This is a genomic window from Mycolicibacterium llatzerense (assembly GCF_025331195.1).
GTDB classification, from domain to species: Bacteria; Actinomycetota; Actinomycetes; order Mycobacteriales; family Mycobacteriaceae; genus Mycobacterium; species Mycobacterium llatzerense.
On sequence record NZ_LXOV01000001.1, the window covers coordinates 504505 to 525177 of the forward strand.

At 68.9% G+C, this 20673-nt stretch carries 24 protein-coding genes and 1 riboswitch; of the genes, 13 read left to right on the plus strand and 11 right to left on the minus strand.

Going from position 1 to position 20673, the window contains the following annotated elements; translation table 11 throughout:
- Positions 1–108: 108 nt before the first annotated feature.
- Together serC and sepH are read left to right on the plus strand one after the other, a co-directional pair.
- Positions 109–1215, plus strand: coding sequence for a phosphoserine transaminase (gene serC, locus A7G45_RS02760; RefSeq protein WP_043390555.1), 1107 nt, complete (start codon positions 109–111; stop codon positions 1213–1215).
- Positions 1216–1352: 137 nt separating this feature from the next.
- Positions 1353–2291, plus strand: a complete 939-nt coding sequence (gene sepH / locus A7G45_RS02765; protein WP_260933393.1) for a septation protein SepH — start codon at positions 1353–1355, stop codon at positions 2289–2291.
- A 72-nt stretch (positions 2292–2363) separates the two neighbouring features.
- On the opposite strand, the gene A7G45_RS02770 is transcribed toward sepH, so the two are convergent.
- From A7G45_RS02770 to A7G45_RS02780, 3 genes are read right to left on the minus strand one after another with little or no spacing between them, the layout of a single operon-like run.
- Positions 2364–2639 (minus strand): DUF2537 domain-containing protein, encoded by a 276-nt coding sequence (locus tag A7G45_RS02770; protein WP_043390551.1) that lies wholly within the window; start codon positions 2637–2639, stop codon positions 2364–2366.
- A gap of 10 nt (positions 2640–2649) precedes the next feature.
- Entirely contained in the window at positions 2650–3498 is an 849-nt protein-coding gene (locus A7G45_RS02775; RefSeq protein ID WP_260933396.1) for a TrmH family RNA methyltransferase, read from the minus strand.
- Entirely contained in the window at positions 3495–3926 is a 432-nt protein-coding gene (locus A7G45_RS02780) for an Rv0880 family HTH-type transcriptional regulator (protein WP_133762318.1), read from the minus strand. The genes A7G45_RS02775 and A7G45_RS02780 overlap by 4 nt, the downstream gene beginning before the upstream one ends.
- A 41-nt stretch (positions 3927–3967) precedes the next feature.
- Between A7G45_RS02780 and A7G45_RS02785 the strand changes: the two genes are divergently transcribed.
- Together A7G45_RS02785 and A7G45_RS02790 are read left to right on the plus strand one after the other, a co-directional pair.
- Positions 3968–4234: a DUF2530 domain-containing protein gene (locus tag A7G45_RS02785; RefSeq protein ID WP_043983892.1), complete on the plus strand. Its 267-nt coding sequence runs from the start codon at positions 3968–3970 to the stop codon at positions 4232–4234.
- 27 nt (positions 4235–4261) lie between these two features.
- Positions 4262–4726, plus strand: coding sequence for an SRPBCC family protein (locus A7G45_RS02790; RefSeq protein ID WP_043390543.1), 465 nt, complete (start codon positions 4262–4264; stop codon positions 4724–4726).
- On the opposite strand, the gene A7G45_RS02795 is transcribed toward A7G45_RS02790, so the two are convergent.
- Entirely contained in the window at positions 4723–5424 is a 702-nt protein-coding gene (locus tag A7G45_RS02795) for a DUF3027 domain-containing protein (RefSeq protein ID WP_260937921.1), read from the minus strand. The two genes, A7G45_RS02790 and A7G45_RS02795, sit on opposite strands and share 4 nt — an antisense overlap.
- Positions 5425–5820: 396 nt before the next feature.
- On the opposite strand from A7G45_RS02795, the gene A7G45_RS02800 reads away from it, so the two are divergent.
- Both A7G45_RS02800 and A7G45_RS02805 read left to right on the plus strand, forming a co-directional pair.
- Complete coding sequence (locus tag A7G45_RS02800; protein ID WP_260933403.1) at positions 5821–7551, plus strand: MFS transporter; 1731 nt, start codon at positions 5821–5823, stop codon at positions 7549–7551.
- Positions 7548–8030: a DUF2771 domain-containing protein gene (locus tag A7G45_RS02805; protein WP_043390538.1), complete on the plus strand. Its 483-nt coding sequence runs from the start codon at positions 7548–7550 to the stop codon at positions 8028–8030. The genes A7G45_RS02800 and A7G45_RS02805 overlap by 4 nt, the downstream gene beginning before the upstream one ends.
- A 70-nt stretch (positions 8031–8100) precedes the next feature.
- On the opposite strand, the gene A7G45_RS02810 is transcribed toward A7G45_RS02805, so the two are convergent.
- The gene (locus tag A7G45_RS02810) at positions 8101–9102 is read right to left on the minus strand and encodes a glutathione S-transferase family protein (protein WP_260933405.1); all 1002 of its coding nucleotides are present in this window, start codon (positions 9100–9102) and stop codon (positions 8101–8103) included.
- 83 nt (positions 9103–9185) lie between these two features.
- Positions 9186–9596 carry a cold-shock protein gene (locus tag A7G45_RS02815; RefSeq protein WP_043390536.1) on the minus strand — a complete coding sequence of 137 codons (411 nt, stop codon included), beginning with the start codon at positions 9594–9596 and terminating at the stop codon, positions 9186–9188.
- Between the two features lie 149 nt (positions 9597–9745).
- Here A7G45_RS02815 and A7G45_RS02820 point away from each other — a divergent pair, with 149 nt between their 5' ends.
- The 4 genes from A7G45_RS02820 to A7G45_RS02835 all read left to right on the plus strand — a co-directional run bounded on the left by A7G45_RS02820 (position 9746) and on the right by A7G45_RS02835 (position 12974).
- Positions 9746–10150, plus strand: a complete 405-nt coding sequence (locus A7G45_RS02820) for a YccF domain-containing protein (RefSeq protein ID WP_260933410.1) — start codon at positions 9746–9748, stop codon at positions 10148–10150.
- Entirely contained in the window at positions 10147–11208 is a 1062-nt protein-coding gene (moaA, locus tag A7G45_RS02825; RefSeq protein WP_260933412.1) for a GTP 3',8-cyclase MoaA, read from the plus strand. Before A7G45_RS02820 ends, moaA begins: the two co-directional genes overlap by 4 nt.
- Positions 11209–11210: 2 nt before the next feature.
- Positions 11211–11468, plus strand: a complete 258-nt coding sequence (locus tag A7G45_RS02830; RefSeq protein WP_260933415.1) for a MoaD/ThiS family protein — start codon at positions 11211–11213, stop codon at positions 11466–11468.
- 234 nt (positions 11469–11702) lie between these two features.
- Positions 11703–11875: riboswitch (cyclic di-AMP (ydaO/yuaA leader) on the plus strand.
- Between the two features lie 7 nt (positions 11876–11882).
- Positions 11883–12974 (plus strand): transglycosylase family protein, encoded by a 1092-nt coding sequence (locus A7G45_RS02835; RefSeq protein ID WP_260933417.1) that lies wholly within the window; start codon positions 11883–11885, stop codon positions 12972–12974.
- A 116-nt stretch (positions 12975–13090) separates the two neighbouring features.
- On the opposite strand, the gene A7G45_RS02840 is transcribed toward A7G45_RS02835, so the two are convergent.
- The 4 genes from A7G45_RS02840 to A7G45_RS02855 are packed head-to-tail and all read right to left on the minus strand — an operon-like array spanning position 13091 to position 14656.
- Entirely contained in the window at positions 13091–13513 is a 423-nt protein-coding gene (locus A7G45_RS02840; protein ID WP_260933420.1) for a molybdenum cofactor biosynthesis protein MoaE, read from the minus strand.
- Positions 13510–13989, minus strand: coding sequence for a MogA/MoaB family molybdenum cofactor biosynthesis protein (locus A7G45_RS02845; RefSeq protein WP_260933422.1), 480 nt, complete (start codon positions 13987–13989; stop codon positions 13510–13512). Before A7G45_RS02845 ends, A7G45_RS02840 begins: the two co-directional genes overlap by 4 nt.
- A complete protein-coding gene (moaC, locus tag A7G45_RS02850; RefSeq protein ID WP_043390524.1) occupies positions 13986–14459 on the minus strand; it encodes a cyclic pyranopterin monophosphate synthase MoaC in 474 nt (157 codons plus the stop codon). Before moaC ends, A7G45_RS02845 begins: the two co-directional genes overlap by 4 nt.
- A gap of 2 nt (positions 14460–14461) precedes the next feature.
- Positions 14462–14656 carry a hypothetical protein gene (locus A7G45_RS02855; protein ID WP_043988086.1) on the minus strand — a complete coding sequence of 65 codons (195 nt, stop codon included), beginning with the start codon at positions 14654–14656 and terminating at the stop codon, positions 14462–14464.
- Positions 14657–14713: 57 nt separating this feature from the next.
- On the opposite strand from A7G45_RS02855, the gene A7G45_RS02860 reads away from it, so the two are divergent.
- The 3 genes from A7G45_RS02860 (at position 14714) to A7G45_RS02870 (ending at position 20330) form a co-directional block, all read left to right on the plus strand.
- A complete protein-coding gene (locus A7G45_RS02860) occupies positions 14714–16951 on the plus strand; it encodes a helicase-associated domain-containing protein (RefSeq protein ID WP_260933432.1) in 2238 nt (745 codons plus the stop codon).
- 75 nt (positions 16952–17026) lie between these two features.
- Positions 17027–18676, plus strand: a complete 1650-nt coding sequence (locus A7G45_RS02865) for a DNA repair helicase XPB (protein WP_260933434.1) — start codon at positions 17027–17029, stop codon at positions 18674–18676.
- Between the two features lie 58 nt (positions 18677–18734).
- Complete coding sequence (locus tag A7G45_RS02870; RefSeq protein WP_260933437.1) at positions 18735–20330, plus strand: FAD-dependent oxidoreductase; 1596 nt, start codon at positions 18735–18737, stop codon at positions 20328–20330.
- Here the strand turns inward: A7G45_RS02870 and A7G45_RS02875 are convergent.
- On the minus strand, positions 20311–20649 hold the full coding sequence (locus A7G45_RS02875) for a cupin domain-containing protein (RefSeq protein WP_043390515.1): 339 nt from the start codon (positions 20647–20649) through the stop codon (positions 20311–20313). The two genes, A7G45_RS02870 and A7G45_RS02875, sit on opposite strands and share 20 nt — an antisense overlap.
- Positions 20650–20673: the final 24 nt, after the last annotated feature.

Here is a 20673-nt window from a genome sequence, read left to right on the forward strand (position 1 = left end):
ATCCCTACCTACATTGTGATCCCGGTCACGCGATTCGGCAGAGCCGTCGGATAAGCAGCCGGATCCCCCACGACAACGAGGCGGCGACCTGCAACTACGCTGACACCCATGGCTGAGCTCACCATCCCCGCCGACATCAAGCCCGCCGACGGACGCTTCGGCTGCGGCCCGTCCAAGGTTCGCCCCGAGCAGCTGACCGCCCTGGCCGCCGCCGGCGACCTGTTCGGCACCTCGCATCGTCAGGCCCCGATCAAGAACCTGGTCGGCCGCGTGCGCGACGGCGTCAAGCAACTGTTCTCCACCCCCGACGGCTACGAGGTCATCCTCGGCAACGGCGGCTCGACCGCGTTCTGGGACGCCGCCGCGTTCGGCCTGATCGACAAGCGCTCGCTGCACCTCACCTATGGCGAGTTCAGCAGCAAGTTCGCATCGTGCGTCGCCAAGAACCCGTTCGTCGGCGACCCGATCGTCATCAAGGCCGACGCCGGCAGCGCGCCCGCGGTGCAGTCGGACCCGGACGTCGACGTCGTGGCCTGGGCCCACAACGAGACCTCCACCGGTGTCGCGGTGCCGATCCAGCGTCCCGCCGGTGACGCGCTCGTCGCCATCGACGCCACCTCGGCCGCCGGCGGACTGCCGGTCAACATCGCCGACACCGACGCCTACTACTTCGCGCCGCAGAAGAACTTCGCCTCTGACGGCGGCCTGTGGATCGCCGTGATGAGCCCCGCCGCGCTGGCGCGCGTCGAGCAGATCGCCGCCACCGACCGCTGGGTGCCCGACTTCCTGTCGCTGCCCATCGCGGTGGAGAACAGCCTCAAGAACCAGACCTACAACACCCCGGCGATCGCGACCCTGATCCTGCTCGCCGAGCAACTGGACTGGCTCAACGGCAACGGTGGCCTGGACTGGGCCGTGAAGCGCACCGCCGATTCGTCGCAGCGGCTGTACTCGTGGGCCGAGTCGCGTCCGTTCACCACGCCGTTCGTCGCGGACCCGGCGCTGCGGTCGCAGGTCGTCGGCACCATCGACTTCAACGACGATGTGGACGCCGCCGCGGTGGCAAAGGTGTTGCGCGCCAACGGAATTGTCGACACCGAGCCGTACCGCAAGCTGGGCCGCAACCAGCTGCGCGTCGCCATGTTCCCGGCCGTCGACCCCGACGACATCAGCGCCCTGACGGCGTGCGTCGACTGGGTCGTGGAACGGCTGTAGCGCAGCTCTCCGCATGATCTGAATCAGCAACCGAGGCGCGCAGCTCAGCAAGAGCTGCGCGCCTCGGTGTGTCAGCACGGTTACGAGTCGATAACGCAGTAGGGTGGGCCGTTAAGCCGCGTCCTAGGAGGTCACCAATGAGGGAACTCAAGGTCGTCGGACTCGACGCCGACGGCAAGCGCATCATCTGCGAAACCGCCGACACCGCAGAGAAATTCGTGGTTCGCGTCGATAATCGCCTGAAGGCCGCCGTCCGCGGCGACCGGGCCGCCAGCAACCAGACGCAGATCGAGGTCGAGGTCGAGGTGCCCAACACCCTGCGCCCCCGTGACATCCAGTCCCGCATCCGGGCCGGCGCCTCCGTCGAACAGCTCGCCGCGGCCGCCGGCGTGACCCCGGAGCGCGTCATGCGCTTCGCCCACCCCGTGCTGCTGGAGCGGTCCCGCGCCGCCGAGCTCGCCAGCGCATCGCACCCGATCCTGCCCGACGGTCCGTCGGTGCTGACCCTGCTGGAGACGGTGACCGGCGCCCTGATCGCCCGCGGCCTCGATCCCGAGGCCACCAAGTGGGACGCCTGGCGCAACGAGGACAGTCGGTGGACCGTGCAGTTCGGCTGGAAGGCCGGACGCTCCGACAACGTCGCGCACTTCCGGTTCAGCCCGGGCGCCCACGGCGGCACCACCACCGCGTTCGACGATGCCGCGACCGAGCTCATCGACCCGAACTACACCCGCCCGGCCCTGCGATCGGTAGCACCGCTCCCGCAGCTGCACTTCGAGGAATCGGTCGCCGAGATTCCGATGCCCGTCTTCGTGCCGGAACCGGAGCCCACGCCGGAACCCGTGCCGGCCCAGGTGGTCGTCATGACGCCGCCTCCCGTCGCTCCCCCGGTGCCCGAGGCGCCCGTCGCCCCGCCGGTGCCCGAGCCCATCCCGGTGCCGGAACCGGCCGCCGCGGCCGAAACCCCCGAGACTCCCGAGCCGGCCGCTCCCGCGGCGCGTCCGCGCAAGAAGAAGCCCGAGATTCCGGCCTGGGAAGACGTCCTGCTGGGCGTGCGGGCCAACGGCCAGCGCTGACACCTACTCGTCCAACGTGAACTAGATCGCGAGATTTCGCCAGAATCTCGCGATCTTCTTCACATTCGGCGGCTAGCTGCTCAGCGCGATGGCCAGTGTCGCGACCCAGCCCAGCGCCACGCCCAGCCCGGCGCCCCAGACAAACCAGCGCCATACCGGGCGCACGCGCCAGCTCCATACCGTCGGGGCCAGGCCGCCGACCGCCACCGCGTTCAACCCCACCGCCAGCAGCGGATGCACTCGCAACAGCCCGAGGGACAAGACGATGATGGCGGCGGCTGTCACCGCGGCCACGAACGCCGACACCGTCAGTCCGGTGCCCCACGGCGTGCGCGACGGCAAGGTCATCTGAGCCAATCTAGACCGCCGATCGAGTGCGTTCGTAGAACGCCATGGCTGCGGCGGTGGCGACGTTCAGCGAGTCGGTGCCCCGCGACATCGGAATGCGCGCCCGCACTTCACAGGCCCGCATGGTGTGTTCGGTCAGCCCGGGACCTTCCGCGCCGACCAGCACCCCGACCTTCTGCTCGGCCAGTGGCGCGAGGGCGTCGGCCAGCGGCACGGACCCCTGCCCCGGCGTCATGGCGATCAAGTGAAAGCCGTTGTCCTGCATCAATTTCAGATCGCCGGGCCAGGACTCCGCGCGAGCGTAGGGCACCAGCAGAGCATGGCCCATCGACACCCGGACCGCGCGCCGGTACAGCGGGTCGGCGCACCCGGTGCCGAACACCACCGCGTCGACGCCCAGGCCGGCGGCGTTGCGGAAGATCGAGCCCAGGTTCTCGTGGTCGTTGACGCCCTCGAGCACCGCGACGGTCCGGGCGCCCAGCAGCACCTCAGGCACCGACAATTCGACCGGACGTGGCGCCGCAGCCAGCACGCCGCGGTTGAGGTGAAAGCCGACGACCTCCGCCATCACCTCGGCGCTGGCGCGGTAGTACGGCACGCCGCAACCAGCCAGGTCGTCGGACAGCTCTCGGAGCCTGCGATCGGTGCCCAGGAAGCCCCTCGGGCTGAACCGCGATGCCAGCATGCGCTGCGCCACCAACACGCCTTCAGCGATCACCAGGCCCTTGCCCGACGGCAGGTCGGGGCGGCGGTCCACGCTGTTGAGGTCGCGAAAATCGTCGAGCCGCGGATCAGCGGGGTCGTCGACGTCGACAACGATGACGTCGTCCAGGGCGTCGATGTCGGGCGCCGCGCTCACTGGGCTTCGTCGATGATCGCGAACATCAGGTCCGCCGCGGCGAGCAGCGTCGCGCGGTCCTGCTGCTTCAGCTTCTCCAGCCGTCCCTGCAGCCATTCCATGCCGGCTCGGCGCTCGGCTTCGAAAAGCTCCTCACCGGCCGGGGACACCACGACCAGCACCTGGCGCCGGTCGTCGGGATGCGAACTGCGTTCCACCAGCCCCAGTTCGACCAGCGACGCGATGACCCGCGTCATCGACGGCGGCCGCACCCGCTCGCGGGTGGCCAGCGCGCCCGGTGTCATCGGGCCCTCCTTGGCGAGAGTCGCCAGCGCCGACAACTGCGTCAGGGACACCGGGGAATCGGGACGACGGAACCGCAACTGTCGCGCCAGCCGCACGACGGCCAGCGACAGGTCATTGGCCAAGCGGTCATCGGCGTCCGTCACGAGCAGATAGCGTACCGATCGATCGACTAGCGTTAGAGGAGATGGCCACGCCCGCGCACGAACACCCGGCGGCACCACAGCCGCCCGCTCTCCCCGACCGACTCCTCGACCCGGTTCCGGTGATCGTGGTGATCGCTGTGGGCTGGCTGGTCGCGGTGGTCTTGGCCTTCACCGTCGCGGCCCTGCACGACTGGCGTCCGGTGACCGTCGCGGGTCTCGGTGTCGGCGTACTCGGCACATCTATATTTCTGTGGCAACGCAGCGCAGCCCGTCGGGGCGCACGTGGTGCCCAACGCGGCCTGCGCTGACCCAACGTCTCGACAAGGGAGAGTCCGATGGCTGGAGAAACACCTCTGCTGCAGGCAGACATCACCATCAACGCGCCGGCGGCCAAGGTCTGGGCTCTGATCTCCGACCTCGGCAACATGCCCAAGTGGAGCCCGCAGTGTCGGACCATGAAGGCGATCGGCGCCGTCAAGGTCGGCACCAAGACCGTCAACGTCAACCGGCGGGGTGCGCTGTTCTGGCCGACGACCGCGACCATCACGGCACTCGACCCGCAGCAGAAGCTGTCGTTCCGGGTCAACACCAACAACACCGAGTGGACCTACGACCTCGAGCCCTCCGGCACCGGTACCAAGGTCACCGTCAGCAGGCACGCGGAAGCCGTGAAACCGATCTCCAGCACGCTGATCAACCGCTTCATGGGTGGAGTGCCCAACTTCGAAGTGGAACTGGTCGAGGGCATGAAGACCTCGCTCGGCCGGATCAAGGCCGCGGCCGAGGGCTCCTCGAACTAAGTACCGAGGTCGAGCACGCCGTCGTCGAACGGCTCGAACGCCGGTGAGCCGATGGGCTCCGGCGGCGGCGTGTCCGAATGGGCGCCACAGCCGTACTCTGCCGACACCACGCGTCCGTCCGCGGACAGCTCGTTGGCGCAGACACCGAACACCAGGCCGAGCGACCCCGACAGCGGCACGAAGAAGCCACAGCCACGGCAGGTTCGTCGGGTGGCGCGCGCCATGGCGGCGTTCGGTCCGAAGTCGCCGTCCTGCCAGCGCTGCGCGGCATCCGTCCGGCCCCAGTCGCTGAGCACCTGCTTGCGGCCGAACCCGATCTCAGCAGCGACGTCGTCAAGCTCAGGATCACCGGATGCCAGGTAACCCGGCACCAGACGCGGATCGTTGGGCAGCGGAGACAGCAGATCACCGGGGCTCAGGTCGCCCGGCTGCACGCGCTCATTCCACGGCACCCATTGCGGGGCCAGCAGCGCATCCGGACCCGGCACCAGGACCACTTCGCTGACGGTGGTGTGGTCGGCGCCCGGATAGGTCGCCAGCACCACTGCCCACTGCCAGCCGTGGTAGCCGGGCATCGAGGCGAGGAAACGATGGGTCACCGAGGCCGGGTCGTCGAAGCTGGCGCCCAGGTAGTCGCCGACGACGCCGTCGCCGCTGAATTCGATGATCGCGGCGCGGGCCTGATCGACCGCGCCCATCAGGATCGGGGTCAGGTCCGGTAGGTCGGCCTCTTCGACAACCGGCTCGGGGGCTGCTTCGGCCTCCGGCGCATCGTCGGTCTCCACAGCCGGAGCCTCGGCGGACGGGGATTCGTCGGCAGCGGCCTGCGGCTGCGGCTCGTCGACGGTCTCCGGCACGTCGGCGGATTCCACTGCCTCAGCGGGAACTTCGACGGCCTCCACGGTTTCCGCGGCGGCTTCAGCGGCCGGCACCTCGACCGGCGCCTCCGTCGGCGTCGACTCGTCCGGCGTCACGGCTGCCGATTCGGTGTCATTGGGCGTGTCCATCGCGATCAATACTGCCTGACCACCCAGGACAAGGCCACACCGCCTGCCTGCGCGCCGCTGTCGGCAGCATGGGGAACAATCGTGCTCATGAGTGGACCGCGGGACGCCGGGTGGTCGGGAGATCCCCGCTACTACCCGCCGCGCCCACCGCGCCGCCATGACGAAGAGCATCCCGGCATGGCCAACTACCCGAGCGATCCCGATCATTCACGACGCCGTCCGCCGCCCCGGGGCTCATCTGCGCACAGCGACAACCGGTGGCTGCCGCCGCTGGACGACGACCACCACGATGGTGCCGGCTACGACCGTGGCTACGACGATGACCGGGACGAGCGGCGCCGTGACTACGACGACCGGCGCGGCGGCCCCGCGGGCGGCGAGAAGATCACCGTCACCCGCGCCGCCGCCCAGCGCAGTCGCGAGATGGGCACCAAGGTGTACGGGCTGGTGCATCGCGCCGCCACCGCCGACGGCGCAGACAAGTCCGGCCTGACGGCGCTGACCTGGCCGGTCGTCGCGAACAACGCGCTGGACGCGGCCATGGGCATCGCGCTGGCCAACACCTTGTTCTTCGCGGCGGCATCCGGCGAGTCCAAGAGCAAGGTGGCCCTGTACCTACTGATCACCATCGCGCCGTTCGCGGTGATCGCCCCGCTGATCGGGCCGGCGCTGGACCGGGTGCAGCACGGCCGCCGGGTCGCCCTGGCGGTGTCGTTCGCGCTGCGCGTGGTGCTGGCACTGGTGCTGATCGGCAACTACGACGGCGCCACCGGCAGTTATCCGCCCTGGGTGCTGTACCCGTGCGCGCTGGGCATGATGGTGCTGTCCAAGTCGTTCAGCGTGCTGCGCAGTGCGGTGACGCCGCGCGTGCTGCCGCCGAGCATCGACCTGGTCCGGGTCAATTCCCGGCTCACCATGTTCGGGTTGCTGGGTGGCACCGGGCTCGGCGGTGGCCTCGCGGCCGCATTCGAGTACACCTTCGGTCTGATGCACCTGCCGGGCGCGCTCTACGTCGTCGCCGTCGTGGCCGTCGCGGGTGCGGTCCTGACGATGCGCATCCCCAAATGGGTCGAAGTCACCGAGGGCGAGGTGCCGGCGACGCTGTCGTACCACGCGCCGACCGAGCAGCTCCGGCATCCGCATCACGATCAATCTCCACGGCAGCCGTTGGGCCGCAACATCATCACGTCGCTGTGGGGCAACTGCACCATCAAGGCGCTGGTCGGATTCCTGTTCCTGTACCCGGCGTTCGTCGCCAAGTCGCACGACGCGGGCGCGTGGGAGCAGCTGAAGATCCTCGGCCTCATCGGGGCAGCCGCGGGCATCGGCAACATCGCCGGCAACATCGCCAGCGCCCGGCTGAAGCTGGGGCATCCCGCGCAGGTGGTCGTGCGCGCGACCGTCATCGTCACCGCATGCGCCATCGCCGCCGCGGTGGCCGGCAATCTGATGGTGGCCGCGGCGGCCGCACTGATCACCTCGGCGGCCACGGCGATCTCCAAGGCATCTCTGGACGCGTCACTGCAACACGACCTGCCCGAAAAGTCCCGGGCGTCCGCCTTCGGCCGGTCCGAGTCCGTTCTGCAATTGGCCTGGGTGATCGGCGGCGCCATCGGTGTGCTGATCTATACCGACCTCTGGGTCGGGTTCACCGCGATCAGCGCCCTGCTGATCCCCGGGCTGGCCCAGACCCTGGTGAGCTACAACGGAGGCTCATTGATCCCGGGCCTCGGCGGCAACCGGCCCGTACTAGCCGAACAGGAAGGACCACGGCCCGATCCCGCGGCAATGCCCGGGGCGCGCCAAGGACGGATATGAAACGAGTTCTCGCACTGTTGGCAGTCGTCGCGGTGCTGTCTGCGACGGCCACCGGTGTCCTGGTCTGGCGGATGACGCGGCACCAGGGCCCCGACTTCCCCGAGATCAGCGCCTTCACCGACGGCCAGCTGGCCCGGGTCGGGCCGTACCGCTACTGCGACGTGCACCTGAAGGCATGCGACGTCCCCGCGACGACGGGCGAGCTGCACGTGACGGCGCGGCATCCCATTCAGCTCTCGGTGCCGCAGGCCATCGCACGCGCACCGTGGGTGCTGCTGCTCGCCTACGAGGACGGCGGCTCGGCAGTGAGCGAGTTTCGGCCGGACAAGCGGCTGGCCGTGACGATCCCGACCGTCGACCCGCATCACGGCAAGCTGCTCGGGCTCGCCGTCCAGCTGCCCACGCTGGCAAGGGATTCCGACGGCAACGAGTTCCCGCTGCCGCACGCCGAATGGTCGGTGCGGACCGTCTGGCCGTAACCGCCGAATGGCCACTTGTCGCACGGGTTTTCGCGATTTCCGCGTCACAGGTGGCCACTCGGCGTAGGGGTCAGGCGCCGTGGCCGATCGGCACCTGTTCGCCCGCACGGACCGGGCCGGGTGGTGTGCCGTCACCGAAAGGCCTGCCGTCCAACGCTTCCCGGCCGTGCGGCGTGAGCCAGTCGGCCAGCTCGGGACCCTTCGGCACGATCCGCGTCGGATTGATGTCCGCATGCACGATGTAGTAGTGCTGCTTGATCTGCACGAAGTCGACGGTGTCGCCGAAGCCCGGCGTCTGGAACAGATCCCGGGCGTACGCCCACAGCACCGGCATCTCGGTGAGCTTGGACCGGTTGCATTTGAAGTGCCCGTGGTAGACGGGGTCGAACCGGGCCAGCGTGGTGAACAGCCGTACGTCGGCCTCGGTGATGGTGTCCCCCACCAGATAACGTTGGCCACTGAGCCTTTCGGTCAGCCAGTCCAGCGCGGCGAACAGCCGGTCGTAGGCGGCGTCGTACGACTGCTGCGAGCCCGAGAACCCGCAGCGATAGACGCCGTTGTTGACCTCGGTATAGATGCGACGCGCCACCTCGTCGATCTCGGCGCGTAGGTGCTCCGGGTACAGCTGCGGCGCACCGGGACGGTGATAGGCCGTCCATTCGGTCGACAGATCCAGCGTCAGCTGTGGGAAGTCGTTGGTCGCCACCGCGCCGGTCGGCACGTCGACGATCGCCGGCACCGTGATGCCCTTGGGGTAGTCCGGGTCGCGCTTGAAGTACGCGTCCTGCAGCCGCGGGATCTTCAGCACCGGGTCCACACCGCCGGGGTCCAGGTCGAACGTCCAGCTGCGCTGATCGTGCGTCGGACCGCAAAAGCCAATGGAGAGCACATCTTCCAGGCCCAGCAGCCGACGAACGATGATCGCGCGGTTGGCCCACGGGCAGGCCCTGGCCACGATCAGCCGGTACCTGCCGGCTTCGACGGGGTACCCGTCACGGCCATCGGCAGTGATCCGGGTGCTGATGTAGTTCGTGTCGCGGGTGTATTCAGTACCTGGGTTGACGTAGGACACGTCCCCAGTCTGCCCGCCCAAAGTTGGCTTGTGTGCGAGAAATCAGTCGAGTTTCGAACACAAGCCAACGTTCGGCGCAGGGATCAGGCGTCGAGCTCGCGCGCGACGGCCTTGACCACCTCGGACACCTTGCGGGCGGTCTTCTTGTCCGGGTAACGGCCCCGGCGCAGCTCGGACTGCACCGCATCCTCGAGGAGCGTGATCATGTCCGACACCATGCCGTGCAGCTCGTCGGGCGTGTGCTTGTGCTCAGGGGCCGACGCCTCGCGACGCGTGCGCGACAGGCTCGGCGGCGGGTCGATCAGCTTGAGGCTCAGCGCCTGCGGACCGCGGCGCCCGGCGGCGACGCCGAACTCGACGCGCTGACCGGCCTTGAGACCTTCGACCCCGTCGGGCAGCGCCGAAGACCGGACGTAGACGTCCTCGCCCTCTTCCTGAGAGAGGAAGCCGAAGCCCTTCTCCGTGTCGTACCACTTAACCCGGCCGCTTGGCACTGGTCTCACCTGCTCGTTCTCAACATGCGGTTACATAACGAAAGCGCCCCACCGACGCAGGACGCGTTGACGTTGATTCTACTCGGCCACCTCAGATCACAGCATCCCCATTACTCAGTAGACTGAAGGTTCTACCTGTAGGAGGTGACATGCGCCTGGTCCTGAACATCATTTGGCTGGTTTTCGGCGGCTTCTGGCTGGCGCTCGGTTACTTCCTCGCCGCCCTCATCTGCTTCATTCTCATCGTCACCATCCCGTTCGGCGTCGCCGCGGCGCGCATCGGCGTGTACGCGCTGTGGCCGTTCGGCCAGACGGTCGTCGACAAGCCCGGCCCGCGCCCGGGTGCGCTGGTCGGCAATGTGATCTGGCTGGTGCTGTGCGGTTGGTGGTTGGTGCTCGGCCACATCGCCACGGCCATCGCCCAGGCCCTGACCATCGTGGGTATCCCCCTGGCCCTGGCCAACCTCAAGCTGATCCCGGTGTCGCTACTGCCGCTCGGCAAGCAGATCGTGCCGGTCGATCAGGCGCACCCCGCACCAGCCTGGCAGCAATGACGCTCACGCCCCTCGGCCTGCCCACCGTCGCACGGCCCGTCGGTTCAGCACCGGAATCCGGGCCGCTGATCGATACGTACGGCCGCGTCGCCGCCGACCTGCGGGTGTCGCTCACCGACCGCTGCAACCTGCGCTGTACCTACTGCATGCCGGCCGAGGGCCTGGACTGGCTGCCCGGCGCCGACCTACTCACTCTCGAAGAGCTCACCCGGCTGATCCGGGTGGCCGTGACCCGTCTGGGCATCACCGGCGTGCGGTTCACCGGCGGCGAGCCGCTGCTGTCTCCGCATCTGGAGGACGTGGTCGCAGCGGCGGCCGCACTCGAGCCGCGTCCGGCGATCGCCGTCACGACCAACGGGATCGGACTGGCCAAGCGCGCCGCGGCATTGAAGAAGGCCGGGCTCAATCGCGTCAACGTCTCACTGGACACCCTCGACCCGGACCGGTTCGCGGCCATCACCCGGCGCCGGCGCCTCCCCGAGGTGCTCGACGGCCTGACTGCCGCGAAGGACGCCGGGCTGAGCCCGGTGAAGGTCAACGCGGTGCTCGATCCGCAGACGGGCCTGGACGACGCCCCCGCGCTGTTGCGCTTCTGTCTCGAGCACGGGTACCAGCTCCGGATCATCGAGCAGATGCCGCTGGATGCCGGGCACCACTGGGAGCGCGGTTCGGTCCTGCAGGCCGAGCAGATTCTGGCGGCCCTGCGCGCCGAATTCACCCTGCGCCCGGACCCGGCGCCGCGGGGTTCGGCACCTGCTGAGCTCTGGCAGGTCCACGACGACGGGGCGGTGCTCGGCACCGTCGGCGTCATCGCGTCGGTCTCCGCCGCGTTCTGCGGCACGTGTGACCGCACCCGGCTCACGGCCGACGGTCAGGTGCGCAGCTGTCTGTTCTCCCAGCAGGAGACGGACCTGCGCGCGTTGCTGCGGGGCGGCGCCGACGACGATGCGCTGGAGGCCGCCTGGCGGGCGGCGATGTGGGCCAAGCCGGCAGGGCACGGCATCAACGATCCGGGGTTCGTCCAGCCGGACCGCCCGATGAGTGCGATCGGCGGCTGAGGTTGACCGAATTGCTGGTGACGGTGCGCTATTTCGCCGCCGCGAAGGCCGCAACCGGAATCGAGACCGAAACGTTGCGGCTTCCTGAGGGTGGAACCGTCCGCGATCTGGTGGACTCCATTGGTACGCGTGGGGCAGATGTGGCAAAAGTGCTGACACGCTGCTCGTTTCTGCGCGACGGCGTCGCTGTGCGCGATCTGAACTCCGCGCTCGCAACAGCTCAGACGGTCGATGTGTTACCCCCCTTCGCCGGCGGCTAATTGTGAAATGCCTCACATAACGAATCGATAACGACCTGGCTGTGGTGCCGCTGACCGGCGTCAATACCTGCGAAAACGCCGAAACAGCCAGCGGCTTTAAAGTCCTCTCATAATTTGCCCTGGCCCGAAACGCCCAAAATCCGCCGAAGTGACGGAACCCACCGGACCCGATACCGTCGTCTCTCAAGCCAGAGCGACCCTTTGGCACCCGCACTTGAAACGCCTAGCTCCATCCATCAAGTGCGGCCGACGACAAACCGTGGATGGAGGCGGGGGACCCAACCGGTCCACCGAAGAAATCAGGACCAGGAGCCTCGGCTCCTTGGGGTGAAGCCTGCTTTGCAGGCCGGGCAACCTCTCCAGCCCGAACCCGACAGCTGACCTCGCAGGCGTTGACGAGAGGACTGCTTTTCTATGAGTGGACGCCACCGTAAACCGACCACGTCCAGCGTCAGCGTTGCGAAGATCGCCTTCACCGGCGCTGTTCTCGGCGGTGGCAGCATCGCCCTCGCCGCTCAGGCGAGCGCAGCGACCGACGGCGAATGGGACCAGGTAGCCCGCTGCGAGTCCGGCGGCAACTGGGCCATCAACACCGGCAACGGCTACCAGGGCGGCCTGCAGTTCTCGCCGAGCACTTGGAGCGCACACGGCGGTGGCGAGTACGCCCCGGCCGCGAACATGGCCAGCAAGGACCAGCAGATCGCCGTCGCCGAGCGCGTCCTGGCCCGCCAGGGCCGTGGCGCCTGGCCCGTCTGCGGCACCGGCCTCTCCAGCTCCACCCCGCGCAACGTGGTGAACACCCCGAAGCCGGCCCCGGCCGTCACGCTGGACAACCCTGAGCTCAACACCCCGGCCGATCCGGCGCCGGTGCAGGAAGCCGCCGCTCCGCTGGACGCACCCGCACCTGAGGCCCCCGAGGGTCCCGCGATCGTCAACGTCGTCAACGAGGTCCCCGCCCCCGAGGCGCCGGTCCTGGACGTGCCCGAGGCCCCCGCGCCCGAGGCTCCCGTCGTCGAAGCACCTGCCCCGGAAGCCCCGGTCGAGGCCCCGGCGCCCGTGATCCAGGCCGCCAACTGGGACACCACCGAAGCCCCCGCCGAGCCCGGCGTCTGGGCACTGCACGCCAAGCAGGACCTGCCGGCCGACCCGGCCCCGGTCGTCGACGCACCGGCTCCGGTTGCTGACGCCGCGGCCCCGGCCCCCGCGCCGGCTGCCCCCGCCGCGCTGCAGACCCCGCCGAACGGCACGCCGCACCTGGCCAGCCCGACCAACCTGCCTCCGGGTTCGACCATGGAGCCGACCGACACCGGCGACAGCGCCAACATGAGCTACCTCAAGCAGCTGTGGCACGCGGTCCAGAACAACGACATCTCGGGACGTGACGCTCTGCTCGCCGTCGCCTCGACGCGGACCGGCACCCCGGGTGGCAGCGTCCCGGCTCCGCCGAACGCTCCGGCGCCCGGCCCGGCCCCGGTTGCCGACATCGCCCCGGCTCCGGCCCAGTAACACCGACAAACAGAAATCGCCCCGGTCATCGACCGGGGCGATTTCTTTTTGCCGAGTGGCCAGTTACGGCACGGATATACGTCGAACGCGGGTCGTAAGTGGCCGGTCGGCGGAAGTCAGGCGGAGCCGACCCATTCTTCGGTGCCGTCGGTGAAGAACTGGTGCTTCCAGACCGGCAGCCGCTCCTTGACGGTGTCGACCAGTAGCGCGCAGGTCCGGAACGCAGCGGCGCGGTGATCGGCCGAGACCGCCGCGACGAGGGCCGCGTCGCCGATGTTGAGGACGCCGATCCGGTGGCTGACCGCGATGGCCCGCACGCCTTCGGAGGCGGCGGCGACCTCGGCGGCGACCTCGGCCAGTACCTCCGCGGCCGACGGGTGCGCCGAGTACTCCAGGCGCGTCACCCCACGGCCGCCGTCGTGATTGCGCACGACGCCGGCGAAGCTGACGACCGCTCCCGCGCCGCTGTGGTCGACCAGCGCCTCGTGGGAGGCGACGTCGATCGGCGATTCACTGAGGTCGGCACGGAGCACGATCACCCGGCATGGTCCTTTCCGCTGAGCTGGTCGAGCGCATGGTCCAGCACCCCGGCCAGCACGCCCAGCCCGTCCTTCACTCCCCCGGACGAACCCGGCAGGTTGACGATCAACGTCCGGCCGGCGACGCCGCACACACCACGGGACAGCACCGAGGTCGGGACGTGCGGCAGGCCGGACTGGCGGATCGCATCGGCCAGCCCGGGAATCTGGTAGTCCAGGACCTCGAGGGTGGCTTGCGGGGTGGCGTCGGTCGGGGAGATTCCCGTGCCACCTGAGGTGAGGACGACGTCCACGTCGTCGGCAATGGCGCGGCGCAGTTCAGCGCCGACCGGCGCGCCGTCGGTGACGACGACCGGTCCGGGCACGTCGAACCCGCGCTCAGCGAGCCAGGTGACGATCAGCGGGCCGGTGCGGTCCTCGTAGACGCCGGCGGCGGCCCGGGTCGAGGCGATGACGACGCGAGCGGTACGGCTCACGCCGGCTCCCAGAGACCGGTCTTGCCGCCCTCCTTGCGCAGCACCCGGATGTCATCGATGCGCGCGGCCGGGTCGACGGCCTTGATCATGTCGTACAGCGTCAGCGCCGCGACGCTGACGGCGGTGAGGGCTTCCATCTCGACGCCGGTGCGGTCGGTGGTGCGCACCGTCGCGGTGATTCCGATATCGGCAGCACCCGCACTCGTCTCGAAGGCCACCTCGACCTTGGTCAGCGCCAGCTGGTGGCACAGCGGGATCAGGTCGCTCGTGCGCTTGGCGGCCATGATGCCGGCGACGCGGGCCGTCGCGAGGGCGTCGCCCTTGGGCAGGCCACCGCTGGTGATGAGGTCGACGACGTCAGCGCGGGTGTGCAGGACGCCCGCCGCGACGGCGGTCCGTCGGGTGGCGTCCTTGGCGGACACGTCCACCATGTGGGCCGCACCCGATTCGTCCAGGTGCGAGAGCTCCACGGCTACTTGTTGACGACGGTGACCGGGTGCATGTACGGCAGCCGCTCGGCCGGCAGCGGGAACTCCACGTCACCGAACGGAGACAGGGCGCCGGTACGGTCCGTCGCGAGCTCACTGACGGCGTGATCGTCGTCGGCCACCTCGGGCCAGCCGTTGTCGACGTACTGGTTCTTCTTCTTCTCAGCCACGGATGACATTGTGGCAGGCGCCGCGCCCGCTGGCGAGGCCGGGAGGCTGCTTTACGCTGGTCAGCAATGATCGACGAATCCCCGGGTGTGCCGCTGGGCTCCTGGCTGGCCGACATGTCGGATGCGCAGCTGGTACAGCTGCTCAGCGCCCGACCTGACCTCACCCAGCCGCCACCGGCGACCCTGTCGGCGCTGGCCGCCCGGGCCCAGTCCCGGCAGTCGGTCAAAGCCGCGACGGACGATCTCGATTTCCTGCAGCTGGCGGTGCTGGACGCGCTGCTGACGCTGCAGGCCACCAGCATCGCCGTGCCGACCGGAGCCCTGTTCAAACTGCTGGCCGGCCGGGCCACCAAGAAGATCGTCACCTCGGCGCTCGACGAGCTGCGGACCCGCGGGCTGGTGTGGGGCGACACCTCGGTGCGGGTGGTCTCGGAGGCGGCGTCGGTGCTGCCCTGGCATCCGGGGCAGGTCACGGTCGAAGACCCTGACGGCGACGGCATCGCCGGGAAGCTGGCCGGTATCGATACCCCGCAGCGCGATCTGCTGGAGCGGCTGGCCGACGGATCACCGATCGGCCGAACCAAGGACGCGGCCCCCGGCACGCCGGACGACCGCCCGGTGCCACAGCTGATCGCGGCCGGACTGCTGCGCCGGATCGATGACGAGACGGTGATCCTGCCGCGACTCGTCGGCCAGGTGCTGCGCGGTCAGCCACCGGGGCCGACGACGTTGACTCCACCGGCTCCGTCGTCGCCCGTGCTGGCGCCGGCGGACGTCGATGCTGCGGCGGCCGGCTCGGCCATCGACCTGCTGCGCGAGGTCGAGCTGGTCCTCGAAACTCTCTCGGCCACACCGGTTCCCGAGCTGCGCAGCGGCGGCCTCGGGGTGCGCGACGCCAAGCGGCTGACCAAGGTCACCGGCATCGACGAAGGGCGGCTGTCGCTGATCCTTGAGCTGTGCGCGTCGGCCACGCTGATCGCGTCGGGCATCCCGGACTCCGACGACTACGACGACGGCCCCTACTGGGCGCCCACCGTGGCCGCGGACCGGTTCATCGAATCGAGCGCCGCGACGCGCTGGCATCTGCTGGCCACCACCTGGCTGGACCTGCCGGGCCGGCCCGGCCTGGTGGGCAAGCGTGGCCCTGACGGCAAGCCCTATGCCGCCCTGACCAATGCGCTGTACTCGTCGGCGGCTCCGCTGGACCGCCGGCTGCTGCTGACGGTGCTCGCCGAGCTGCCGCCGGGCAGCACCATGGACACTGCCGCGGCGTCCGCCGCGATGCTCTGGCGCCGGCCGCGCTGGACCGCCCGGCTGCAACCCGAGCCCACCGACGAATTGCTCACCGAGGCACACGCTTTGGGCATGATCGGCCGCGGCGCCGTCGCCGGCCCCATCCGGCTGCTGCTGGCGGGTGCGCCCGAAGAAGAGGTCACCGCCGCGATGGCCGCGGCACTGCCCGACCCCATCGACCATTTCCTGCTGCAGGCCGACCTGACGGTCGTCGTCCCCGGACCGCTGGAACGCGACCTCGCCGATCAGCTGGCGGTCGTCGCCGACATCGAATCCGCCGGCGCGGCAACGGTGTATCGCATCAGCGAGCAGTCCATCCGGCGTGCCCTGGACACCGGCAGGACCGCCAGCGAGATCCACACCCTGTTCGCCCGGCACTCCAAAACGCCGGTGCCGCAAGGCCTCAGCTACCTCATCGACGACGTGGCCCGGCGGCACGGACAGCTGCGGGTGGGCATGGCATCGTCGTTCGTGCGGTGTGAGGACCCCGCCCTGCTGGCACAGGCACTGGCCTCCCCCACCCTCGAGCAGTTGAGCCTGCGGGCCCTGGCCCCCACCGTCGCGGTGTCCCCGGCCCCGATCGCCGACGTGCTCGCCGGCCTGCGCACCGCGGGCTTCGCCCCGGCCGCCGAGGACTGGTCGGGCACCATCGTCGACCTGCGCCCGCTCGGCACGCGGGTGTCCACACCGATACACCGTCGCAGCTTCCGGCACCCGCAGCCGCCGAACCCGAAGACGCTCGGCGCGATCGTCGCCGTCCTGCGCCAGACTGGCCGCGGGGGCAACGGCGAGCGACTCGATCCGGCCGCGGCGATCTCGCTGCTCACCGATGCCGCCGTGACCCAGTCGTCGGTGGTGATCGGCTACGTCGACGCCGCCGGGGTCGCCACGCAGCGGGTGGTGTCGCCGGTCAACGTCCGCGGCGGCCAGCTGACCGCCTACGACCCGGCCGCCGGCCGGGTCCGCGAATTCGCCATCCACCGGGTGACCTCGGTGGTGGCGCCGGACTGACGGAATCTGGGCCACTCCGAGAAGTCTGGATAATGGATCGGATGGCCTGCGAGCGAGTAATGGAATGGATCGCACATGACTGACGGACCCCTGATCGTTCAGTCGGATAAAACCGTGCTGCTCGAGGTCGACCATGCGCTGGCCGGGGCGGCGCGGGCGGCGATCGCGCCGTTCGCCGAGCTGGAGCGTGCGCCCGAGCACGTGCACACCTACCGGATCACGCCCTTGGCGCTGTGGAACGCGCGCGCCGCGGGCCACGACGCCGAGCAGGTGGTCGACGCGCTGGTGTCGCACTCCCGCTACGCGGTGCCGCAGCCGCTGCTGGTCGACATCGTCGACACCATGGGCCGATACGGGCGCCTGCAGCTGGTGAAGCATCCCGCGCACGGGCTCACCTTGGTGAGCTTCGACCGCGCGGTGCTCACCGAGGTGCTGCGCAACAAGAAGATCGCCCCGATGCTGGGCGCCCAGATCGACGACGACACCGTCATCGTCCACCCGTCCGAGCGCGGCCGCGTCAAGCAGATGCTGCTCAAGATCGGTTGGCCCGCCGAGGATTTGGCGGGTTACGTCAATGGCGAAGCGCACCCGATCACGCTGGAAGAGGACGGCTGGAAGCTGCGCGACTACCAGGAGCTGGCCGCGGATTCGTTCTGGGCGGGCGGCTCCGGCGTCGTGGTCCTCCCCTGCGGCGCGGGCAAGACCATGGTCGGCGCGGCGGCGATGGCCAAGGCCGGGGCGACGACGCTGATCCTGGTCACCAACACCGTCGCCGGCCGGCAGTGGAAGCGCGAACTGATCGCGCGCACCTCACTGACCGAAGAGGAGATCGGCGAATACTCCGGTGAACGCAAGGAGATTCGGCCCGTCACCATCGCGACGTATCAGGTCATCACCCGGCGCACCAAGGGCGAATACAAGCACCTGGAACTGTTCGACAGCCGCGACTGGGGCCTGATCATCTACGACGAGGTGCACCTGCTGCCCGCACCGGTGTTCCGGATGACGGCCGATCTGCAGTCCCGGCGCCGACTTGGCTTGACCGCCACCCTGATTCGCGAAGACGGCCGCGAAGGCGACGTCTTCTCCCTGATCGGGCCCAAGCGGTACGACGCCCCGTGGAAGGACATCGAGGCGCAGGGCTGGATCGCGCCGGCCGAGTGCGTCGAGGTGCGGGTCACCATGACCGAGAACGAGCGCATGACGTACGCGACGGCCGAACCCGAGGAGCGCTACAAGCTGTGCTCGACGGCGCATACCAAGATCGCGGTGGTGAAGTCGATCCTGGCCCGTCATCCTGATGAACCGACCCTGGTGATCGGCGCTTATCTGGACCAGTTGGAGGAACTCGGCCAGGAGTTGGACGCCCCGGTGATCCAGGGCTCGACCAAGAACGCCGAACGCGAAGCGCTGTTCGATCAGTTCCGACGCGGTGAGGTGCGCACCCTGGTGGTGTCGAAGGTCGCCAACTTCTCCATCGACCTGCCGGAAGCGTCTGTGGCCGTTCAGGTTTCGGGCACCTTCGGGTCGCGACAGGAAGAGGCCCAGCGCCTGGGCCGGTTGCTGCGCCCGAAGGCCGACGGTGGCGGCGCAGTGTTCTACTCGGTGGTCTCGCGCGACAGCCTCGACGCCGAGTACGCCGCACACCGGCAGCGCTTCCTGGCCGAGCAGGGGTACGGCTACGTCATCAAGGACGCCGACGACCTGCTGGGGCCCGCTATCTAGTCAGTCCCAGCAATCAGGGCATAGGCTCTTCGCAGTTCGCCGATTGCGGAGGTCACAGATGACGTACGACTACGACTGGCTGGTCATCGGGTCCGGTTTCGGCGGCAGCGTCTCGGCGCTGCGCTTGGCCGAAAAGGGTTACCGCGTAGCGATTCTCGAATGCGGGCGGCGCTTCGAGGATGCCGACTTCGCGGACGAGACCAAGGACGCCAAGAATTACTACTGGGCGCCGCAGCTCGGGATGCGCGGCATCCTGCGGCTGACGCTGTTCAAGGACATCTTCATCGGCTCGGGCTGCGGTGTCGGTGGTGGCAGCCTCGGCTACGCGAACACGCTCTACCGGGCCTTCCCGAATTTCTACGAGAGCTCGCAGTGGAAGGGCCTGGCCGACTGGGAAACCGAGCTGGCGCCGCACTACGACGAGGCCGAACGGATGCTGGGCGTCGTCGAGTACGACGACGACGGGCCGGCAGACCTGCTGTTGCAGGAGTACGGCAAGTCGATCGGTGTCGGCGACACCTACCGCCGCGCGCATGTGGGCGTGTTCCTCGGGCAGCCGGGCCGGACGGTGCCGGACCCGTATTTCGGCGGCGACGGACCCGACCGGACGGGCTGCATCAAATGCGGTTCGTGCATGGTCGGCTGTCGCCACGGTGCGAAGAACACGTTGCGGAAGAACTACCTGTGGTTCGCCGAGAAGCTCGGGGTCCGCATTTTCAGCGAGCGCGCGGTGACCGACATCAAGCCGCTCGATGACGACGGTTCAGCGGGATATGAAGTGACACACCGCAAGAGTGGCGCATTGGGCAAGCGCACCAGCGAGACGCTGCGTGCCCGCGGCGTCGTCGTCGCGGCCGGGGCCTTGGGCACCAACCGGCTGCTGCAGCGCTGCAAGCTCAGCGGTTCGCTGCCGAACATCTCCGACCGCCTCGGGTATGTGGTGCGCACCAACAGCGAATCGATCATGGCGGTGATGGCGCCCGAGGGCTACCCCGACGACTTCACCCACTCGATCGCAATCACGTCGAGTATCTACACCGACCCGACCACCCACATCGAGGTCGTCACGTACGGCAAGGGCGGCGACACCCAGTCGATGCTGTTCAACCTGATGATCGAGGCCGGCAAGCGCGGCACCAGGCCACTTCATTTCCTGGCCGCCGCGGCGAAGAACCCGAAGGCAGCCCTGGCCGCATGGAAGATCAAGGGCACCTCACGCCGCACGATCATCCTGCTGGTCATGCAGTCCATCGACAACGCGATGCGCCTGAAGGTCAAGATGCGGCTGCCGAACGGAAACGTCGCGCTGACGACCGAGCAGGACCCGCTCAACCCCAACCCGGATTTCGTGCCGGCCGCCTACGACGCGGCGAAATGGTTCGCTCGGCGGATGGGCGGCGTTCCGTACACCGGCGTGACGGAGGGCATCTTCGCGATCCCGTCGACGGCCCACATCCTCGGCGGCGCGGTGATCGGCGCCTCTCCGGAGACGGGTGTGGTCGACAGCCGCAACCACGTGTTCGGCTATGAAAACCTGCTGGTCACCGACGGTGCGGCCGTCCCGGCGAATGTGGGTGCCAATCCGAGTCTGACCATCACCGCGCTCGCCGAGCGCGCGATGACGTCCATTCCACCTAACGCGCAGGCTGTTTGACCACCGTCAGCAGCACCACCGAGTCGGCGAGCGCCTTCAGGCTGTGCCGGGTGGACGGGATGATGAGGTGGTCGCCGGCCATACCGTCCCAGCTGGCCTGCTCGGCGACGAGCCGCACTCGGCCCAGCAGTACCTGAAGGGTGGCCTCGCCGGGGCTCTCGTGTTCGGCCAACTCATTGCCGTCGGCGAGAGCGATCAGCGTCTGCCGCAACGCGTGCTCGTGGCCGCCGAAGATCGTGTGAGCACTGCGCCCACCGTTCCCATCCCGCGCGATGTCCAGATGCTGGCGCGCCAGAGCGGTCAGCGAGATTTTCTCCATGAGTCAAATATCCGCTTCAGCAAT

Bases quoted from the DNA above. Each gene is read 5' to 3' on its own strand.
- A7G45_RS02875 (WP_043390515.1), bottom strand. From the start codon at position 20,649: ATGGAGAAAATCTCGCTGACCGCTCTGGCGCGCCAGCATCTGGACATC.
- A7G45_RS02805 (WP_043390538.1), top strand. From the start codon at position 7,548: ATGAAACGAGTTCTCGCACTGTTGGCAGTCGTCGCGGTGCTGTCTGCG.
- A7G45_RS02835 (WP_260933417.1), top strand. From the start codon at position 11,883: ATGAGTGGACGCCACCGTAAACCGACCACGTCCAGCGTCAGCGTTGCG.
- A7G45_RS02860 (WP_260933432.1), top strand. From the start codon at position 14,714: ATGATCGACGAATCCCCGGGTGTGCCGCTGGGCTCCTGGCTGGCCGAC.
- moaA (WP_260933412.1), top strand. From the start codon at position 10,147: ATGACGCTCACGCCCCTCGGCCTGCCCACCGTCGCACGGCCCGTCGGT.
- A7G45_RS02870 (WP_260933437.1), top strand. From the start codon at position 18,735: ATGACGTACGACTACGACTGGCTGGTCATCGGGTCCGGTTTCGGCGGC.
- A7G45_RS02820 (WP_260933410.1), top strand. From the start codon at position 9,746: ATGCGCCTGGTCCTGAACATCATTTGGCTGGTTTTCGGCGGCTTCTGG.
- A7G45_RS02790 (WP_043390543.1), top strand. From the start codon at position 4,262: ATGGCTGGAGAAACACCTCTGCTGCAGGCAGACATCACCATCAACGCG.
- A7G45_RS02800 (WP_260933403.1), top strand. From the start codon at position 5,821: ATGAGTGGACCGCGGGACGCCGGGTGGTCGGGAGATCCCCGCTACTAC.
- A7G45_RS02795 (WP_260937921.1), bottom strand. From the start codon at position 5,424: ATGGGCGCGGTCGATCAGGCCCGCGCCGCGATCATCGAATTCAGCGGC.
- A7G45_RS02865 (WP_260933434.1), top strand. From the start codon at position 17,027: ATGACTGACGGACCCCTGATCGTTCAGTCGGATAAAACCGTGCTGCTC.
- A7G45_RS02855 (WP_043988086.1), bottom strand. From the start codon at position 14,656: ATGTCATCCGTGGCTGAGAAGAAGAAGAACCAGTACGTCGACAACGGC.
- serC (WP_043390555.1), top strand. From the start codon at position 109: ATGGCTGAGCTCACCATCCCCGCCGACATCAAGCCCGCCGACGGACGC.
- A7G45_RS02770 (WP_043390551.1), bottom strand. From the start codon at position 2,639: ATGACCTTGCCGTCGCGCACGCCGTGGGGCACCGGACTGACGGTGTCG.
- sepH (WP_260933393.1), top strand. From the start codon at position 1,353: ATGAGGGAACTCAAGGTCGTCGGACTCGACGCCGACGGCAAGCGCATC.
- A7G45_RS02785 (WP_043983892.1), top strand. From the start codon at position 3,968: ATGGCCACGCCCGCGCACGAACACCCGGCGGCACCACAGCCGCCCGCT.